Annotated in this window: 18 protein-coding genes; 9 read left to right on the top strand and 9 right to left on the bottom strand. The window is 70.9% G+C overall.

Annotation, left to right across the window (positions count from 1 at the left end; translation table 11 throughout):
• Positions 1-85: 85 nt before the first annotated feature.
• Both AB8A24_RS30990 and lysS read left to right on the top strand, forming a co-directional pair.
• Positions 86-625: a hypothetical protein gene (locus AB8A24_RS30990; protein ID WP_369478150.1), complete on the top strand. Its 540-nt coding sequence runs from the start codon at positions 86-88 to the stop codon at positions 623-625.
• A 92-nt stretch (positions 626-717) separates the two neighbouring features.
• A complete protein-coding gene (gene lysS, locus AB8A24_RS30985) occupies positions 718-2,448 on the top strand; it encodes a lysine--tRNA ligase (RefSeq protein ID WP_369478149.1) in 1,731 nt (576 codons plus the stop codon).
• 84 nt (positions 2,449-2,532) lie between these two features.
• Here the strand turns inward: lysS and AB8A24_RS30980 are convergent, their stop codons facing one another.
• The 3 genes from AB8A24_RS30980 to AB8A24_RS30970 all read right to left on the bottom strand — a co-directional run bounded on the left by AB8A24_RS30980 (position 2,533) and on the right by AB8A24_RS30970 (position 5,781).
• Positions 2,533-3,900, bottom strand: a complete 1,368-nt coding sequence (locus AB8A24_RS30980) for a DUF2637 domain-containing protein (RefSeq protein ID WP_369478148.1) — start codon at positions 3,898-3,900, stop codon at positions 2,533-2,535.
• A 152-nt stretch (positions 3,901-4,052) separates the two neighbouring features.
• Positions 4,053-4,817, bottom strand: coding sequence for a DUF3558 family protein (locus AB8A24_RS30975; RefSeq protein ID WP_328962181.1), 765 nt, complete (start codon positions 4,815-4,817; stop codon positions 4,053-4,055).
• Positions 4,818-4,932: 115 nt separating this feature from the next.
• Positions 4,933-5,781, bottom strand: coding sequence for a DUF3558 domain-containing protein (locus tag AB8A24_RS30970; protein WP_328962180.1), 849 nt, complete (start codon positions 5,779-5,781; stop codon positions 4,933-4,935).
• Between the two features lie 191 nt (positions 5,782-5,972).
• On the opposite strand from AB8A24_RS30970, the gene AB8A24_RS30965 reads away from it, so the two are divergent.
• Positions 5,973-7,166 carry an RtcB family protein gene (locus tag AB8A24_RS30965; RefSeq protein WP_369478147.1) on the top strand — a complete coding sequence of 398 codons (1,194 nt, stop codon included), beginning with the start codon at positions 5,973-5,975 and terminating at the stop codon, positions 7,164-7,166.
• A 76-nt stretch (positions 7,167-7,242) separates the two neighbouring features.
• Here AB8A24_RS30965 and AB8A24_RS30960 read toward each other — a convergent pair whose 3' ends face one another.
• Positions 7,243-7,827 (bottom strand): Uma2 family endonuclease, encoded by a 585-nt coding sequence (locus AB8A24_RS30960; RefSeq protein ID WP_328962178.1) that lies wholly within the window; start codon positions 7,825-7,827, stop codon positions 7,243-7,245.
• Between the two features lie 157 nt (positions 7,828-7,984).
• On the opposite strand from AB8A24_RS30960, the gene AB8A24_RS30955 reads away from it, so the two are divergent.
• On the top strand, positions 7,985-8,656 hold the full coding sequence (locus AB8A24_RS30955; protein ID WP_369478146.1) for a polysaccharide deacetylase family protein: 672 nt from the start codon (positions 7,985-7,987) through the stop codon (positions 8,654-8,656).
• Between the two features lie 34 nt (positions 8,657-8,690).
• On the opposite strand, the gene AB8A24_RS30950 is transcribed toward AB8A24_RS30955, so the two are convergent.
• Together AB8A24_RS30950 and AB8A24_RS30945 are read right to left on the bottom strand one after the other, a co-directional pair.
• Positions 8,691-9,455, bottom strand: a complete 765-nt coding sequence (locus tag AB8A24_RS30950) for an SDR family NAD(P)-dependent oxidoreductase (protein ID WP_033224119.1) — start codon at positions 9,453-9,455, stop codon at positions 8,691-8,693.
• Between the two features lie 54 nt (positions 9,456-9,509).
• Positions 9,510-9,854 carry a YnfA family protein gene (locus AB8A24_RS30945; RefSeq protein ID WP_266381864.1) on the bottom strand — a complete coding sequence of 115 codons (345 nt, stop codon included), beginning with the start codon at positions 9,852-9,854 and terminating at the stop codon, positions 9,510-9,512.
• Positions 9,855-9,992: 138 nt separating this feature from the next.
• Between AB8A24_RS30945 and AB8A24_RS30940 the strand changes: the two genes are divergently transcribed.
• Positions 9,993-10,454, top strand: a complete 462-nt coding sequence (locus AB8A24_RS30940) for a hypothetical protein (protein ID WP_328962176.1) — start codon at positions 9,993-9,995, stop codon at positions 10,452-10,454.
• A 61-nt stretch (positions 10,455-10,515) separates the two neighbouring features.
• Here AB8A24_RS30940 and AB8A24_RS30935 read toward each other — a convergent pair whose 3' ends face one another.
• Together AB8A24_RS30935 and AB8A24_RS30930 are read right to left on the bottom strand one after the other, a co-directional pair.
• A complete protein-coding gene (locus tag AB8A24_RS30935) occupies positions 10,516-11,244 on the bottom strand; it encodes a Mut7-C RNAse domain-containing protein (RefSeq protein ID WP_328962175.1) in 729 nt (242 codons plus the stop codon).
• A gap of 41 nt (positions 11,245-11,285) precedes the next feature.
• Positions 11,286-11,702, bottom strand: a complete 417-nt coding sequence (locus tag AB8A24_RS30930; RefSeq protein WP_369478145.1) for a winged helix-turn-helix transcriptional regulator — start codon at positions 11,700-11,702, stop codon at positions 11,286-11,288.
• Between the two features lie 154 nt (positions 11,703-11,856).
• Here AB8A24_RS30930 and AB8A24_RS30925 point away from each other — a divergent pair, with 154 nt between their 5' ends.
• On the top strand, positions 11,857-12,753 hold the full coding sequence (locus AB8A24_RS30925) for an NADP-dependent oxidoreductase (RefSeq protein WP_369478164.1): 897 nt from the start codon (positions 11,857-11,859) through the stop codon (positions 12,751-12,753).
• Here the strand turns inward: AB8A24_RS30925 and AB8A24_RS30920 are convergent.
• On the bottom strand, positions 12,737-13,342 hold the full coding sequence (locus tag AB8A24_RS30920; RefSeq protein WP_369478144.1) for a GNAT family N-acetyltransferase: 606 nt from the start codon (positions 13,340-13,342) through the stop codon (positions 12,737-12,739). The genes AB8A24_RS30925 and AB8A24_RS30920 overlap by 17 nt on opposite strands.
• A gap of 416 nt (positions 13,343-13,758) precedes the next feature.
• Between AB8A24_RS30920 and AB8A24_RS30915 the strand changes: the two genes are divergently transcribed.
• The 3 genes from AB8A24_RS30915 to AB8A24_RS30905 all read left to right on the top strand — a co-directional run.
• On the top strand, positions 13,759-14,142 hold the full coding sequence (locus tag AB8A24_RS30915; protein WP_266381851.1) for a peptidase inhibitor family I36 protein: 384 nt from the start codon (positions 13,759-13,761) through the stop codon (positions 14,140-14,142).
• A gap of 71 nt (positions 14,143-14,213) precedes the next feature.
• Entirely contained in the window at positions 14,214-15,158 is a 945-nt protein-coding gene (locus tag AB8A24_RS30910) for a hypothetical protein (protein ID WP_369478143.1), read from the top strand.
• Between the two features lie 7 nt (positions 15,159-15,165).
• Positions 15,166-15,897, top strand: a 732-nt coding sequence (locus AB8A24_RS30905; RefSeq protein ID WP_369478142.1) for a peptidoglycan-binding protein, incomplete at its 3' end; no start/stop codon positions are given.

Below are 15,897 nucleotides of genomic sequence, written 5' to 3'. Positions count from 1 at the left end.
TGCACTTGGTTGTTCCGACAAGCCCCGAGTATCCCACGGAGGGACCGGCCGGATTTCGGGATTTCCCCGCCGCTACGGTGACGCCATGGACCGGATCACCCTGCGCGAAGCAGCGAATCTCCCTGAAGTCGGACCGCTGGAAATCCGCGCGATCGGGTCCGGCGGGTTGGTGTTCGGCCAGCTGCTGCTGGGGCTCCCCGTCGTCGCGAACCTCTTCACGGCGTCCGGCGGCATCCGCTTCGTGCTCGCCGCGGTCACGTGCGCCCTCATGGCCGTCGCCCTCCCGCTCCTGCTGGTCGTGCAGGCGCGGCAGCGGGCGCTGGGGGTGTTGGTGCGGCTGGACTCGCACGGGGTCGGCATCGGTGGTGGACCCGCCATCCCGTGGCGAGACCTGAGCGAGGTCCGCAGCAAGAAGGGCGCCGTGGTGCTGATACCCCGGCCCGGGGTGGAGCTGCCCGTGGTGCCCAGCGCGGCACCCTTCAGCCGGCCCGAACGCCGGGCCGCGACGTACGTCCGCCGGTACGGCAGCCCGCTCGTGCTGATGCCCATGGCGCTCGACGCCACGCAGCCGCAGATCCTCGCCGCCGTGCGGCGCCTCGGACGGATCCCGCTCGGCGCCGAATGACGGACCCGGTGCGGCCCGGCAGGCAACCCCGAAGCGGCCCCTTCCGTCTGGGAGAATGGCTGAAGCCAGCATTCGAGATAGAAGGACGTGTCGTGGCTCAGAGCAGCACCGAGACCGACTGGGTCTCCCGTTTCGCGGACGAGGTCATCGCCGAGGCGGAGCGCCGAGCACCCGGCAAACCTGTCGTCGTCGCGTCCGGACTCTCCCCCTCCGGCCCCATCCACCTGGGCAACCTCCGTGAGGTCATGACCCCGCACCTGGTCGCGGACGAGATCCGCCGCCGGGGCATCGAGGTCCGCCACCTCATCTCCTGGGACGACTACGACCGGTACCGCAAGGTGCCCAAGGGCATTCCCGGCGTCTCCGAGGAGTCCCACGCCCAGCACATCGGCAAGCCGCTGACCTCCGTGCCCGCCCCGGCCGGATCCGCGTACCCGAACTGGGCCGAGCACTTCAAGGCCGCCTTCGTCGAGGCCATGGCCGAGATGGGCGTGGACTACGACCCGATCAGCCAGACCGAGCAGTACACGACCGGCGTCTACCGCGAGCAGGTGCTGTTCGCGATGAAGCACCGTGGCGACATCGACGCCGTCCTCGACCAGTACCGCACCAAGCAGAAGCCGGGCGGCAAGAAGCCCCAGCAGAAGCAGGTCGACGAGGCCGAGCTGGAGGCCGCCGAGGGCTCCGGCGCCGCCGCCGAGGACGACGGCAGCACCGGCGAGGGCGGGTACTTCCCGTACAAGCCGTACTGCGGCCGGTGCGGCAAGGACTTCACCAAGGTCACCTCGTACGACGACGAGACCACCGAGATGACCTACGTCTGCACCGAGGACGAGTTCACCGAGACGGTCAAGCTCAGCGAGTTCAACCGCGGCAAGCTGGTCTGGAAGGTCGACTGGCCGATGCGCTGGGCCTACGAGGGCGTGATCTTCGAGCCCTCCGGCGTCGACCACTCCTCGCCCGGCTCGTCCTTCCAGGTCGGCGGCCAGATCGTGCACATCTTCGGCGGCGAGCAGCCGATCGGACCGATGTACGCGTTCGTCGGCATCAGCGGCATGGCCAAGATGTCCTCCAGCAAGGGCGGGGTCCCCACCCCGGCCGACGCGCTGAAGATCATGGAACCGCAGCTGCTGCGCTGGCTCTACGCCCGCCGCCGCCCCAACCAGTCCTTCAAGATCGCCTTCGACCAGGAGATCCAGCGGCTCTACGACGAGTGGGACAAGCTGGAGGCCAAGGTCGCCGACGGCTCCGTCCTGCCCGCCGACGCGGCCGCGCACACCCGCGCCGTGCGCACCGCCGCCGCCGAGCTGCCGCGCACCCCGCGCCCGCTCCCGTACCGGACGCTCGCCTCCGTCGCCGACATCACCGCCGGCCACGACGAGCAGACCCTGCGCATCCTGACCGACCTCGACCCGACTCAGCCCCTCACGTCCCTCGACGAGGTACGGCCGCGCCTGGACCGCGCCGAGAACTGGATCACCACCCAGGTCCCGGCCGACCAGCGGACCCTCGTACGCGAGGAGGCCGACACCGAGCTGCTGTCGTCCCTGGACGACGAGGGCCGCGAATCGCTGCGGCTGCTGCTCGACGGGCTGGACTCGCACTGGTCCCTGGACGGGCTGACCACCCTCGTCTACGGCGTTCCGAAGGTCATGGCCGGCCTCGAACCCGACGCCAAGCCGACCCCGGAACTCAAGGTCGCGCAGCGCACCTTCTTCGCGCTGCTCTACCGGCTCCTCGTGACCCGGGAGACCGGGCCGCGCCTGCCCACGCTGCTGCTGGCGGTGGGCGCCGACCGCGTGCGCAAGCTGCTCGCCGTCTGAGCCCACCCGGGCTCGCAGCACATGCGGAAGGGCCCGCACCTCGAGGGGTGCGGGCCCCTCCGCATGTCCGTCCGTCCGTCGCCGTCAGGCGATGTGTTCGGCCTCGCGGTCCTTGTTGTACCGCAGCTTGAACGCCGGGATCATCCGGCGGAGCAGCGAACCGCTGCGCGGGTGCGTCACGCCGTACCCGTCCGACAGGTGTATGTCGAGCGCCTCGGCCGACGGGTAGTCCTGCTTCTCGTCGGACAGCGCGCAGAACACCTTGTACGCGACCTCCGCGAACTCGGCCTCGTCCGGCGTCTCGGGACCCTCCTCCGGGGCCTCCTCCTGGCGCGGAGCCGGGATCGACAGTTCCTGCTGCGCGGGCCGCTCCTCGTCCGGGCCCATCGGGGGCAGGACCGGGGTCGGCTCCAGACCCTCCACGTACTGGGGGTTGTAGCCGCCCTCGTACGCCGCCTGCGGCGCCAGCGGAGCGGCGAACCACGCGCTGTTGTGGGCCGCGGGCATGGCCGTCGGGTCCACCGCGAAGGGCAGCGGGGCGTGCTGGGCGGCACCGGGGGCACCGGCCGGGTTCTGCGTCTGCTGCACCTGCTGGCTCTGCTGCACCTGCTGCAGCTGCTGGGCCTGCGCGGCGGCCTGCTGCGCGAGCTGACCCTGCTGCGCGAGCTCGCCCTGCTGCCCCGGCCCGGGCGCGGCTGCCGCCAGCGCCGGGGCCTGCTGGAGCTGCTGCTGACCCTGCTGGTCGACCGGCGGCAGCACCGCGGGCTCGATGCCCGTCGCCGCCAGCGCCTCCGCGGTCGTCTCCGCGAGCGGCACACCGATCTTCGCCAGCTTCAGCGGCATCAGCGCCTCCACCGGAGCCTTCCGCCGCCACGCGCGCCCGTACCGTGCCTGCAGCCGGGCCTGGTAGATCAGCCGGTCCTGCTCCATACCGACCGCCTGCTCGTAGGAGCGCAGCTCCCACAGCTTCATCCGGCGCCACAACTTGAAGGTCGGTATCGGCGACAGCAGCCACCGGGTGATGCGCACACCCTCCATGTGCCGGTCCGCGGTGATGTCCGCGATCCGACCCACGGCGTGCCGGGCGGCCTCCACCGTCACCACGAACAGCATCGGGATCACGGCGTGCATCCCGACACCCAGCGGATCCGGCCAGGAGGCCGCACCGTTGAACGCGATCGTGGCCGCCGTCAGCAACCACGCCGTCTGGCGCAGCAGGGGGAAGGGGATCCGGAGCCACGTCAGCAGCAGGTCCAGCGCGAGCAGCACACAGATGCCCGCGTCGATACCGATCGGGAACACCAGCGAGAAGCTGCCGAACCCCTTCTGCAGGGCGAGGGCACGCACCGCGGAGTACGAGCCCGCGAAACCGATCCCCGCGATGACCACGGCTCCCGCGACCACCACGCCTATGAGTATCCGGTGCGTACGAGTCAGTTGCATCGCGGCCACCCGCGATCCCCTCCCCTTGTCGAGCACATACCGAGCGCAGAGTGCTGGTGCTGGGTACGGGACACTTACCGTGCCTTTACCGAGCTGCAGCAGGCACAGCGTACGGGTGACCCGATGTCAACGCCCAAGGCGGCCCCGCCCCGCGACCGTTCCTACTGGGGCTGCGGGGACTGCGGCTGCTCCGCCGGCGCCTTGTTCGCCGCGCCCACCGAGGTCACAGCCTCCTTGGCGGCCGAGATCGCGTCCTGCAGCAGCTTCGCGTGGTCCGGCGCGGAGGCGCCCTCCAGACCCGCACCGTTGTAGTCGAGCGTGATCACCACGTTCTGGGTGCGCGCCACGACCGTCGTGTTGTAGTGGTCGTTGTTGTCCTTCTTCACCGCGTAGATCACCGACGTCGCCTGGTCGCCGACCTCGCCGACGGCCTCCGCCTTCGGGCCCTGCGCGCCCTCGGCGGTCTTCGCCGCCTCGACCTCCTTGTTGTACTGCTCCTCGGCACGCTTGCTGGCGTCGCCGAGGGTGGCCTGGGAGTCGTAGCGGAAGTAGGAGAGCGACAGCCAGCGGTACTGCGAACCCTTCAGACCGTCCTCGTCCAGACCGTTCCAGGCGCAGCTGGCACGAGTGGCCAGGTCGTTCGACTTGGGCGCCGCCCCGGCCTTGTCCTTCGCCTCCGGGACGAGCGTGTCTATCGTCGCCGTCGCGAGCGCCTTGCACGGGTCCGGGAGCGCCGAGAAGGCCGGCTTCTCCAGGGTTTTGGAGGACTTCGGGTTCGGCTTGGCCGACGAGGACGAACCGGACTTCTTCTCGCCGTTCGAGCCCGACTCCTTGCCCGAGTCGGACGAACACCCTGCGACGGTGAGGATCACCGGGACGGCTGCGCAGGCGAGAACGCGGGTGAGGCGCGAGGCTGATCGGTGCATGGTTCCTTCAGTACGTTTGTCGGTTGTTCTTCGGACGCGGGACCCGGGCAACGGTAGCCCGATCGGATGCCCGCCTGCTGTGCGCGCCGTCACGCGAGACCGCGGCGCGCACCGCTCACTCGCTGAGACGCTCGGCCAGAGCCTGCGCCAACTGCCGTGCTTTGTCCTGGGTTTCGGTGCTCGGCGGGACCGTTCCGGGCAGCGCGGGCTGCACGCTGTACTCGATGGTGACGATGACGTTCGAGGTACGGAACACAATGCGCACGGTGCGGGACTGCGCGGCGCTGGCCCCGGCGGGGCTGAGCTTGTCCTCCAGGAACGCGTCGTCGCCGAGGTCCTCCAGGACGCGGGATCCGAGCTCGACGGGGGCCGACGGGCTCGCGGAGGGGGACACCGGAGCCCCGGGGGCCGCGGGCACGCTCGGGCTCGGTGCCGCCGGGGTCGGGGCGGCGGGGGTGGGAGCGGCCGGGGTGGGACTCGCGGTCGGGCCGGGGAAGGGCAGCTTCGCGTCGGTGAGCCGGCGTACGTAGACCTGCTTGGCCTTGTCGTCGTCGCTGCTCGCGGTCCGGTCGTAGGAGACCACGCGCTCGAAGCCGACCGACAGCAGCCGCGTCTCCTCGGGGCTCTGCCCGGTCCAGCGGCAGCCGACGTGGCGGTCGCCGTCGTACGAGGCGTCCGCGACACCGGCGTACATCCGGTCGCGCTGCTCGGGAGTGAGGCTGTCGCCGGCCGGGAGCATGCCCTTGAGCTTCTTGCTGTCGGCGCCGGCCTTGCAGGGCGCGGGCAGACTGCGGTACTTCCCCGGTTGGGCGGGCGCGGCGGAGCTGCCGCCGGCCTTCGAGTCGCTGGTGCTTCCGTCGCCGCTCCCGCTGGTGCACCCGGTCAGGCCGGCCGCCCCGGCCGCGAGCGCGGTGAGCATCGCGATGCCTGGCAGGACTCGCCGCCGTACCGCCTTGCGCTGCACGTCCACTGGCTCCCTTCGACCGGCGGGCCCCCCGACGGTCAGGAAAATACGTTGCCGCGACTTGGGCGCGGCTGGACACAATGTCTATCGCACACGCTGGTGCCGGCGCCGGTCTCCTGTCGCATTTGGGATCAAGAGCGAGGCTTTTGCGTATTCTGACTTTTCTGTGGTTCTCGGGGGATTGATTCCGTATGTCGTATGTAGAGGTACCTGGGGCGAAGGTCCCGATCCGGATGTGGACCGACCCGGCGTCGGTCGAGGGCAGCGCGATGCAGCAGTTGCACAACGTCGCCACCCTCCCCTGGATCAAGGGCCTGGCCGTCATGCCGGACGTCCACTACGGCAAGGGAGCCACCGTCGGCTCGGTGATCGCCATGAAGGACGCGGTCTGCCCGGCGGCGGTGGGCGTGGACATCGGCTGCGGAATGTCGGCGGTGAAGACGTCCCTGACGGCGAACGACCTGCCGGGGGACCTGTCGGGTCTGCGGTCGAAGATCGAGCGGGCCATTCCGGTCGGGACGGGCCTGCACAAGGAGCCCGTGGACCCGTCACGCCTGTACGGGTTCTCGGTGGAGGGGTACGAGGGCCTCTGGAGCCGGTTCGACTACCTCACCGATTCGGTCAAATTCCGTCACGAGCGTGCCATGAAGCAGATCGGAACGCTCGGAAGCGGCAATCATTTCATCGAGTTCTGTCTTGATGAGTCAGGTTCGGTCTGGTTGATGCTGCACTCCGGCTCCCGCGGCATCGGCAACGAGCTCGCCGCGCACCACATCGGCGTGGCTCGGGGGCTCGATCACAACCAGAACCTGGTCGACCGGGACCTGGCGGTCTTCCTCGCGGCGACACCCGAGATGGAGGCGTACCGCAACGATCTCTTCTGGGCGCAGGAGTACGCGAAGTACAACCGCGCCGCGATGATGAGCCTGTTCAAGGAGGTCATCCGCAAGGAGTTCCGGAAGGCGAAGGTCTCCTTCGACCGGGAGATCAGCTGCCACCACAACTACGTGGCGGAGGAGCGGTACGACGGCATGGACCTGCTGGTCACGCGTAAGGGCGCGATCCGCGCCGGCAGCGGCGACTACGGGATCATCCCGGGCTCCATGGGCACGGGCTCGTACATCGTGAAGGGCCTCGGCAACGAGAAGTCCTTCAACTCGGCCTCGCACGGCGCGGGGCGGAAGATGAGCCGGACGGCGGCGAAGAAGCGGTTCTCGGCGCGCGACCTGGCGGAGCAGACCAAGGGTGTCGAGTGCCGTAAGGACTCGGGCGTCGTGGACGAGATCCCGGGCGCGTACAAGTCCATCGAGCAGGTCATCGACCAGCAGACCGACCTGGTGCAGGTCGTGGCCAAGCTCAAGCAGGTCATCTGCGTCAAGGGCTGAGGCCCGGGCGCGGATGTCGGGGGAGCGCGGGAGCCCGGACCGATGGTGATCGGTCCGGGCTCCCGCGCGTCCGGGGTCAGGCCTCGTCGCCGTCGAGGAGGAGGTCCACCGGGAGCTCGACGGAGACTCCGATGGACGGGGGTAGGGGGATGGACTCGCCTCGCTTGTAGGTCCTGCGCAGGCGGTAGGAGCCGTTGCGGGGGTCGCAGCAGAGGACGGCCTCGTCGTGGTGGCGGTCGGCGATGACGTACACCGGAATGTCGGCCTTCGCGTAGCTGTCGACCTTGACGCCGATGTCGTCGGACCAGTTCGACGAGGTCACTTCGACGACCAGGCGGAAGACGTCGGCCGCGTAGCAGTTCTTCTGCACCTTGTGGTCGCGGAAGTCGGCCTCGACGAGGGCGAAATCCGGAATCGCGTAGTCGTCGGAGCCGGTCGGCAGCCAGAGACCGATCCCCTGGACGTATCTCAGCCCTGCGTTCCGGGCGCCGGCGTCGTAGAACTTCTCGATCAGCCAGCTGAGCGACAGTGCGTGTGACCCGTCCGCGGGTGGTGTCACGGTGAGCCTCCCCTGGAGAATCTCCACTCGGTGTCCGGGAAGTTCCTTGGAGAGTCGATCGGCGGCCTCCGCGATCGTGGTCTCGTGCTGTATCACGGCCATAGCTTCCTCCTTCTCGCGGCTCACGCTTTCGGATCGTAGTCGCGCCCGCCGACATTTCGTACGCATTCACCCGTACGGGCCCAGGAGTGTGGGGTGCCAACTCCCTTTTGCTGCAGGAGGGTTGACCGGCCAGTTGGTCTAGACCAAGGTGTGCGGCATGTGGAGATCCCGCGCGCTGATCGCCGCGCTCGCGTCGTTGTCACTCGGCCTCGGGGCCGTCGGGTCCGCCCAGGCGAAGGTGGGGCTGCCGCCCGTCGTGTCGCATGTGCCGACTCAGGAGAAGGTCGTCTTCATCACCGTCGACGACGGTTGGACCCACGATCCGGAGGCGGCGCGGATCCTGTCGGAGAAGCGGGTGCCCGCCACGTTGTTCCTGTTGCCCGGGGCGGTCTCGTACGACACCGGGTACTTCACCCGGCTCACCGAGGAGGGGCGCGTCGGCGTCGAGAACCACACCGTCAGCCACCCCGACCTCACCACGCTCGACGCGGCCGGCAAGGACGCCGAGGTGTGCGGGGCCGGGGAGCGGCTCCAGGAGACCTTCGGGCGGACGCCGAAGCTGCTGCGGCCGCCCTACGGGGCGGTGAACGACGACGTGCGGCTCGCGGCCAAGGCGTGCGGGGTGAAGGCGCTGATCACCTGGACACACGATTTCACCACCTGGGGCGAGACCCCGCCGACGCCGCGGCTGCAGGCCGGGGACATCGTGCTGCTGCACTTCACGCCGACGCTGGCGGCGGACCTCCGGCGGGCCCTGGACGCGGCGAGGACCGCCGGGCTGAAGCCGGCGGCCCTCATGCCGCACCTGAAGGCGGCGGGAGTTCTCTAGTGCTGTGACCCGGTGGACCTTTCCGGTCACAGCACTAGAGCTCGCGGTGGACCTTGGTGTTCGAGGCCTGGGCGCGGGGGCGGACCACCAGGAGGTCGATGTTGACGTGGCTGGGGCGGGTCACCGCCCAGGTGATGGTGTCGGCCACGTCGTCGGCGGACAGGGGATCCGCGACGCCCGCGTAGACCTTCTCCGCCTTCTCCGCGTCGCCGCGGAAGCGGGTCTTCGCGAATTCCTCGGTCTTGACCATGCCGGGGGCGATCTCGATGACGCGTACCGGCTGGCCGACGATCTCCAGGCGCAGGGTCTCGGCGAGGACGCGGGCGCCGTTCTTGGCGGCGACGTAGCCGGCGCCGCCCTCGTAGGTGGAGTGGCCGGCGGTGGAGGAGAGGACCACGACCGTGCCGTCGCCGGAGGCGGTCAGGGCGGGGAGCAGGGCCTGGGTGACGTGGAGCGTGCCGATGACGTTGACCTCGTACATCGTGCGCCAGTCGGCGGGGTCGCCGGTGGCGACGGGCTCGGCTCCGATGGCGCCGCCCGCGTTGTTGACGAGCACGTCGCAGCGGTCGAGGGAGGCGGCGAAGGCGTCGACGGCGGTGCGGTCGGTGACGTCGAGGGCGTAGGCGGTGGCCTGGTGGCCGGCCTCGGTGAGCTCGGCGGCGAGGGCCTCGATGCGGTCCTTGCGGCGGGCGGTGAGGACGACGTGGTAGCCGGCTGCGGCGAGCTGCCGGGCGGTGGCCGCGCCGATGCCGCTGCTCGCGCCGGTGACTACGGCGGTTCGGGTGGCGGCCGTGCTCATGTGCGGGCTCCTCGGTCGTTCGTACGGGCGATTACCCGCCAGCATAGGCGTGGCTCAGCGGCCGCGCGGGGCGTACATGATCACGGCCATGCCGGCGAGGCAGACCAGGGCTCCGGCGATGTCCCAGCGGTCGGGGCGGTAGCCGTCGGCGACGACGCCCCAGACGAGGGATCCGGCGACGAAGACCCCGCCGTAGGCGGCGAGGACGCGGGCGAAGTCGCCCTGGGGCTGGAGGGTGGCGACGAAGCCGTAGAGGCCGAGGGCGATCACTCCGGCGCCGATCCAGGCCCAGCCCTTGTGTGCGCGGACGCCCTGCCAGACGAGCCAGGCGCCGCCGATCTCCAGGAGCGCGGCGAGGAGGAAGAGGGCGGCGGAGCGGGCCAGGAGGGCGATCGGCATGGCTCAAAGGTACGCAGGGCAGATGGGGGTGGGCGCGCCCTCGTTCGTGTGATGGTCCGACCGGTGGGGGTCGCCGGTGGCTAGCCTCCGCGCGAGGAGGTGGTGTCGGTGCGCCGTGGTGCCGTACGAAGTGTGGTGGTGGCGGGTTTGCTGGCGCTCGGCGCGGGTGTCCCCGGGTCGGCCCAGGCGTCGGCCCGCGCGTGGGTGGCGGACGGGCCGGAGGCCGATGTGGCCTACCACGGCCGGGTGGCCCTGTCGGGGGCGCGGCTGCGGATCTGGCTGGTGCCGGAGAACGACGGGCCCGCCGCGCTGCCGAACGCGACGCTGCGGGTGCGGCTGTCGGCCGACCTCGCGGACCGGCAGCGGCTGGCGGAGGGCTGCGCTCGGGCGGGTTCGCGCGAGGTGGTGTGCGAGACGGGTCCGCTGCCGTTGCACGGGCGGGGCCGGCACGTCGCGTTGCTGCTGGAGCTGCGGGAGCCGGCCCCGGAGGTGGCGGTGCGGGTCGACACGTGGTGGAACGGCGGTGCGACCGACCGGAACCACACCAACAACGAGCACGTGGTGCTGGCGCTGGACACGGGCGACACGTACGCCTTCTAGCGCGCCCGGTGTCCAGCGCGCCCGGTGTCCAGCGCGCCCGTCTTCCGGGCGCGCCCGCCTTCTAGGCCGTGCCGAACTCCACGAGGGCCTCGTCGACGATCCGTTCCAGGCGGGCGTGGTGGGCGCCGCGCCAGTAGACGCGCTCGCACTCGGTGCACTGCGCGAACACGTCGTAGGAGCGGTGCGTGCCGTCTTCCAGGCGGTCGCCGACGCTCTCCTTGTCGGCCTCGTGGAGCGGGCCGTTGCAGGCGGTGCAGCGGGTCCAGGGCGCGAGGGTGGGTGCGAAGCGGCCCAGTACGTCGCGCAGTTGCTCGTCGGGGTTGTCGCTGTAGACGTACGCGCCGGCGAACAGTTCGCGGCGGCGCAGCAGGCCGCGGTCGCGGGAGAGCAGGACGCGTCGCTCGGCGGCGGAGCGGGTGGCGAGGGCGGGGTCGCCGATGTCCTCGTTCTCGTAGGCGGCGTCGACGCCGAGCAGGCGCAGGCGGCGGGCGAGGGTGCCGAGGTGGACGTCGAGGAGGAAGCGGAGGGGGGCGCCGGGGACCTGTTGGGGTCGTTCGACGCCGAACACCTCGACGTTCTGGCCGTCCTGGGGCACGTAGGAGACGGGTACCTCGTGGCCGTCGACGAGGAGGCGGCCGACCTCGGTGAGCGGGACGCCGGCCGATTCGACGACGTGGCCGAGGCTGGAGGCGCCGTCGGTGGTGGTCGGTACGCGGTCGGCGCGCCGGCTGGGCGGGGCGAAGAGGCGTAGTTCGGGGGCGAGGGTGAGCTGAATGCCGGGTCCGTTCACCCGCTCAGCATGCCATTGCCGAGGTGGTGGGCGCGCCCGAATTACGCCTCCGCGGTGGCTCGGTCGTAGGTGTCGCGGTGGGCGCTGACCTCGTCGAAGTGGTTCTCGGCCCAGAGCTTCACGGAGGACAGGAGGCAGCCGAGGCTGCTGCCGAGGTCGGTGAGCCGGTAGTCGACGCGGACGGGGACGGTGGGGGTGACGGCGCGGGTGACGAGGCCGTCGCGTTCGAGGGAGCGCAGGGTCTGGGTGAGCATCTTCTGGCTGGCGCCGGGGATCTTGCGGCCGAGGTCGCTGTAGCGCAGGGAGCGGTTCTCGGCCTGGCCGAGGGCGCTGACGATGAGGCCGACCCACTTGTCGCTGATGCGGGCCAGGAGCTGGCCGGTGGGGCATTCCTTGAGGAAGGCGTCGTAGGCGGAACGTGCTTCCTCGCGGCGGGCCGCGGCGGTGCTGGTGGCCATGGGTGCCCCACTTCCAGGTCGGGTACGCACCTTCGAGTGCGTACTTACGAAAAGAGAGTACCTCTCCCTAGGTTAGTGCTCATCGAGAACGCGCGAACGAACGAGCGAACGCGCGAATCGGCGAACGGGAGAGACGAAGATGAGCGAGCAGACGATGTCGGCGGCCGTGGTGACCGAGTTCGGTGGTCCGGAGCAGGTCGTACTGGCCGAGGTCCCGGTGCCCCGCCCCGCGGCCGGCCAGTTGCGTGTCAAGGTCACCGCCGCCGGGCTCAACCCGGTGGACGGCGCGGTCCGCGCCGGGATCTTCGGCGGCGCCGGGCAGCGCCTCGGTCTCGGCTGGGACGTGTCCGGGGAGATCGACGAGATCGGCGCCGACGTGACCGGCCGGCGCACCGGCGAGCGGGTCGTGGGCCTGCACTACGGGCCGGTGAAGCCGCTGGGCACCCACGCGCAGTACGTGGTGCTCGACGCCTCCGCCGTCGCGTCCGCCCCGACCACCGTGGACGCGGTGACCGCGGCCGGGCTCCCGCTCGCCGGCCTCACCGCCGCCCGCGCCGTGGACCTGCTGGAGCTCGCCCCCGGCTCCTCGGTGCTGATCACCGGAGCCGCGGGCGTCGTCGGCGCCCTGGCCGTCCAGCTCGCCGTGCGGGCCGGGCTGGTGGTGACGGCGCTGGCGGGCGCCGAGGACGAGGAGTTCGTACGGTCCCTGGGCGCGACCGGGTTCGTCCCGCGCGGCACGGTTCCGGCCGGGCCCGTCGACGGGGTCCTGGACGCGGCGGTGCTGGGCGAGGTCGCGCTGGGCTCCGTACGCGACGGCGGGGTCTACGTGGGCCTGATCCCGAACCACGCCCCGGCCGCGGAGCGGGGTGTCCGGGTCGTGGAGCAGGAGGTCGCGGCGGACGGGGCGCACCTGGCCCGGCTGGTGGATCTGGTCGACGTGGGCGCGCTGACGCTCCGGGTCGCCGACACCTTCCCGCTCGCGGAGGTCGCCAAGGCCCACGCCCACCTGGAGACGCCGGGGGTCCGCGGCCGCGTCATCCTGACGGTGTGAGCCCGTCCTGCGGGGGCTCCACCCGGTAGCGCCAGTCGCAGCTCGGGTGGGGCACTCCGGGCGGGTACTCGAAGTCGACGTCGCCCAGGTACTCGAACCCGGCCCGCCGACACACCGCGTTGGACGCCGGGTGGTCGGTGCCGGGGAAGGCGTGGACGCTGTCGCGGGAGCCATGGGCGCGGACGTACGCCAGGAGCTCCGTGAGCGCCGCCACGGCCAGCCCGTGGCCCTGGAACTCGGGCAGGATGCCCCAGCCGGCCTCGTAGACCGGCTCGCCCCGCCACTCCCGCTCCCAGAAGCCGACGGATCCGACGCTCTCGGCGCGCCCGCGCCCGCGTCCGCGCCCGTGCCCGCCGCAGTCGTCGTCGCCGGGGCCGGGGCCCTGGTCCGCGGGCGTCCACACCACGCGGAACATCCGGCCGGCGGCCGGCTCCCGCGCGCTCATCGCCTCGTAGCGCCGCTGCCGGTCGACGAGCTTCGCGGCCGGCTCGGGGCCGCCCAGGAACTGGGTCATGATCGGCTCGTTCTTGCGTTCCAGCAGCCAGAAGTCCCCGGCGGACCAGGGCTCCAGCCGTACGCGCGTCTCCATCGGGCCAGCCTACGAAGGCGCGCCCCGCGGCTCCACGGGTTTCGGCCTCCAGGGCGTGGCGCACGTCACGAACGCGCCGATTTTCAGGGCGTGTTCGAGGTTTATCCGGACCGCGGGCATCCGGGCGGCGCGGCTACGGCGACGCTCCGCCGCCCCCTCCTGGTGCCCGTGGGGCTGACCTGCGTCGACCCCGGTTCCCGCAGTGGGTGACGGTGCGCCGGAATGGTGGATTCGCGCATCGGGTATCCGTCGGTGAATGATCAATTCCAAACATCAACGGCCCCTTGGGTAAAGGCAATTGGCCTTTTGTTTCCGGTGGGCGTGGCCTAGCCTGATCTCAGCCGACCGGGGGGAAGGGCTTCGGCTGCCCTGCCCTCTCACTGCATCAGTCACCACCCGACGAGGGGGAGTCACGAGTGCTCAGTAAGAGGATTTCGGCCGGATTCATCGCGATGGCGGCCGTGGCCGGCGTCATCGCCGCGGCACCGTCCGCAGCGGCCGTGGACCGTACGTGTTACGACGGCAACTTCTGCATCTACAAGGACAGCAACTACAGCACCGGAAACTCGATGTACCGGACGAAGTACGAGTCCGCCCGCTGGGACATCGACATGCCGGCCGTCTACGAGAACGACAGCTCCTGGTGGAACCGTCGCGGACAGTCGTCCAAGACGTACGGCGGACGCTGGATGACGTTCGGCGTGGAGATCTGCCTCGTCCCCGGTGGTTCCGTGAACTACTACTGGGACGCCAACGACGACGGCGCGAGCAACACCCTGAACGACGGCAGCAGCTGCTGATCACCGCCTGAAGGCCGGGCCGCCCCCGCGTCGCGGGGGCGGCCCGGCCGCACCTTCAAGAGGACACGACATTGAAGAAGCGCACCCGGGGTATGACGGCGATCGCGGTGACGGTGCTGCTGGGCGCGGCCGTATCGGCCTGCTCGGAGGAAGCCCCGCAGGACATGGAGACGGCCCGCAGGGCGCAGGCGGCGCTCGACAGCGCCAACGCGGCGCTGGACCAGGAGCGTGAGGCGGAGACCAAGCTGATCCGCAAGTGCATGAACGACAAGGGCTTCAAGGTCTTCCCGGCGGGCGGCACCGCCACCGACAGCGGCAAGAAGCGCGGCGAGGACCTCTCCCCGTCGGCCGAGACCGCCCGCACCGTGGGCTACGGGGCGGACCCGCGCAGGTCGGACAACCAGAAGTCCCCGGAGAACCTGGACGATTTCGACGCCCTGCCCGAGGACGTCAAGCGCGCCCACAGCATGGCCATGGACGGGTACGTCGACAAGCCCGAGGGCGGCGTGGAGTTCGACTTCGGCGGCGGCAAGGTCATGGTGCCGTCGAAAGGCTGTCGCGGTGAAACCCTCAAGGCCGTGTACGGGGACGTGAAGGAATACCTCCGGCTCAACTGGACGGTCTACAACAGCGTCAAGCAGAACGGCGCGAATATCCTCGCCGATGACGACGGATATCAGAAGGCGCTCTCGGAGTGGTCCTCCTGCATGAAGTCCGGCGGATATCCGGAGATCGCGACTCCGGAGAAGGCCCGGGAATCGGCGCTCGCGCATTACGCGAATATCCCCGACGGTGACACCGCGGCGCTCGACAACGCGCAGCGTGCGGAGATCAAGCAGGCCACCACCGATGCCGAGTGCGGCACGAAGGCCGGTCTCAACACGAAGGCTCGGGAGGCCAAGAGTCGGGCCTCGGCCGCCTCGTTGGTGAAGCACGAGGCGGAGATCACGGCGTGGCTGGAACTCATCACGAAGGCCAAGGGCAAGGCCCAGGATCTACTGCGAGAGACGTCCTAATACTGTCATGAGCCTCGAAGACCCCGATGAGACCCAGGTGGCCCAGCCGTCGGCCGGGCGGGCGACGGACACGCGGCGCAGGTCCAGGCGGGGCCTGGTCGTCGCCGCCGTCGTCCTCGTGCTGTTCGGCAGCTCCGGCTCCGTCTGGTGGATCGCCTCCCAGGCCAGAACCCCGGAGCAGCGTGCCGCCGACGCCGCCGCGCCCCCGCCCTCCCAGATCACGGGAAAGGTGTCCGACCAGCAGCTCGTCGAGAGGATGGAGCTGACCGGGAAGGTCGAGACGGCCTCCCGCACCACCATCACCGGCGGCCGGCCGCATGGCACCGACTGCGCGGTCGTGACGGCCCTGCCCGCGGCCGCGGGCAAGAGCCTCAAGGCCGGGGCCGTCGTCGCGGAGGTGTCGGGACGGCCGGTCCTGCTGCTCCCCGGGCGCTTTCCCGCGTACCGGGACCTGAAGGCGGGCGACAAGGGGCCGGACGTGCAGCAACTGCAGCGCGCGCTGCAGCCGTTGTACGGGACGGCGGTGAACGGCACGTACGGACCGGCCACCGTCGAGGCGGTACGCAAGCTGTACGTGGCGGCCGGGTACGAGGCGCCCGCAGGGCAGGGGCAGAACACCACCGGGGGAGGCGGTTCCACCGCCGGCACGGCCCGCACGGGCGGGGCGGCCGCGTCAGGCGGCACGGCGCCCCGGGGCGGCGCGGAGACCGACGGCGGCACCGGCGCGGCCCCCGGCAGC

The organism is Streptomyces sp. BF23-19 (genome assembly GCF_041106355.1).
GTDB classification, from domain to species: Bacteria; Actinomycetota; Actinomycetes; order Streptomycetales; family Streptomycetaceae; genus Streptomyces; species Streptomyces virginiae_A.
Note: the sequence above shows the minus strand (reverse complement) of the source record. Positions and strands in the feature narration are given on the sequence as shown.

Coding starts and splice junctions, on each gene's coding strand:
- AB8A24_RS30990 (WP_369478150.1), top strand. CDS start 86: ATGGACCGGATCACCCTGCGCGAAGCAGCGAATCTCCCTGAAGTCGGA.
- AB8A24_RS30975 (WP_328962181.1), bottom strand. CDS start 4,817: ATGCACCGATCAGCCTCGCGCCTCACCCGCGTTCTCGCCTGCGCAGCC.
- AB8A24_RS30965 (WP_369478147.1), top strand. CDS start 5,973: ATGTCGTATGTAGAGGTACCTGGGGCGAAGGTCCCGATCCGGATGTGG.
- AB8A24_RS30960 (WP_328962178.1), bottom strand. CDS start 7,827: ATGGCCGTGATACAGCACGAGACCACGATCGCGGAGGCCGCCGATCGA.
- AB8A24_RS30955 (WP_369478146.1), top strand. CDS start 7,985: ATGTGGAGATCCCGCGCGCTGATCGCCGCGCTCGCGTCGTTGTCACTC.
- AB8A24_RS30950 (WP_033224119.1), bottom strand. CDS start 9,455: ATGAGCACGGCCGCCACCCGAACCGCCGTAGTCACCGGCGCGAGCAGC.
- AB8A24_RS30945 (WP_266381864.1), bottom strand. CDS start 9,854: ATGCCGATCGCCCTCCTGGCCCGCTCCGCCGCCCTCTTCCTCCTCGCC.
- AB8A24_RS30930 (WP_369478145.1), bottom strand. CDS start 11,702: ATGGCCACCAGCACCGCCGCGGCCCGCCGCGAGGAAGCACGTTCCGCC.
- AB8A24_RS30925 (WP_369478164.1), top strand. CDS start 11,857: ATGTCGGCGGCCGTGGTGACCGAGTTCGGTGGTCCGGAGCAGGTCGTA.
- AB8A24_RS30920 (WP_369478144.1), bottom strand. CDS start 13,342: ATGGAGACGCGCGTACGGCTGGAGCCCTGGTCCGCCGGGGACTTCTGG.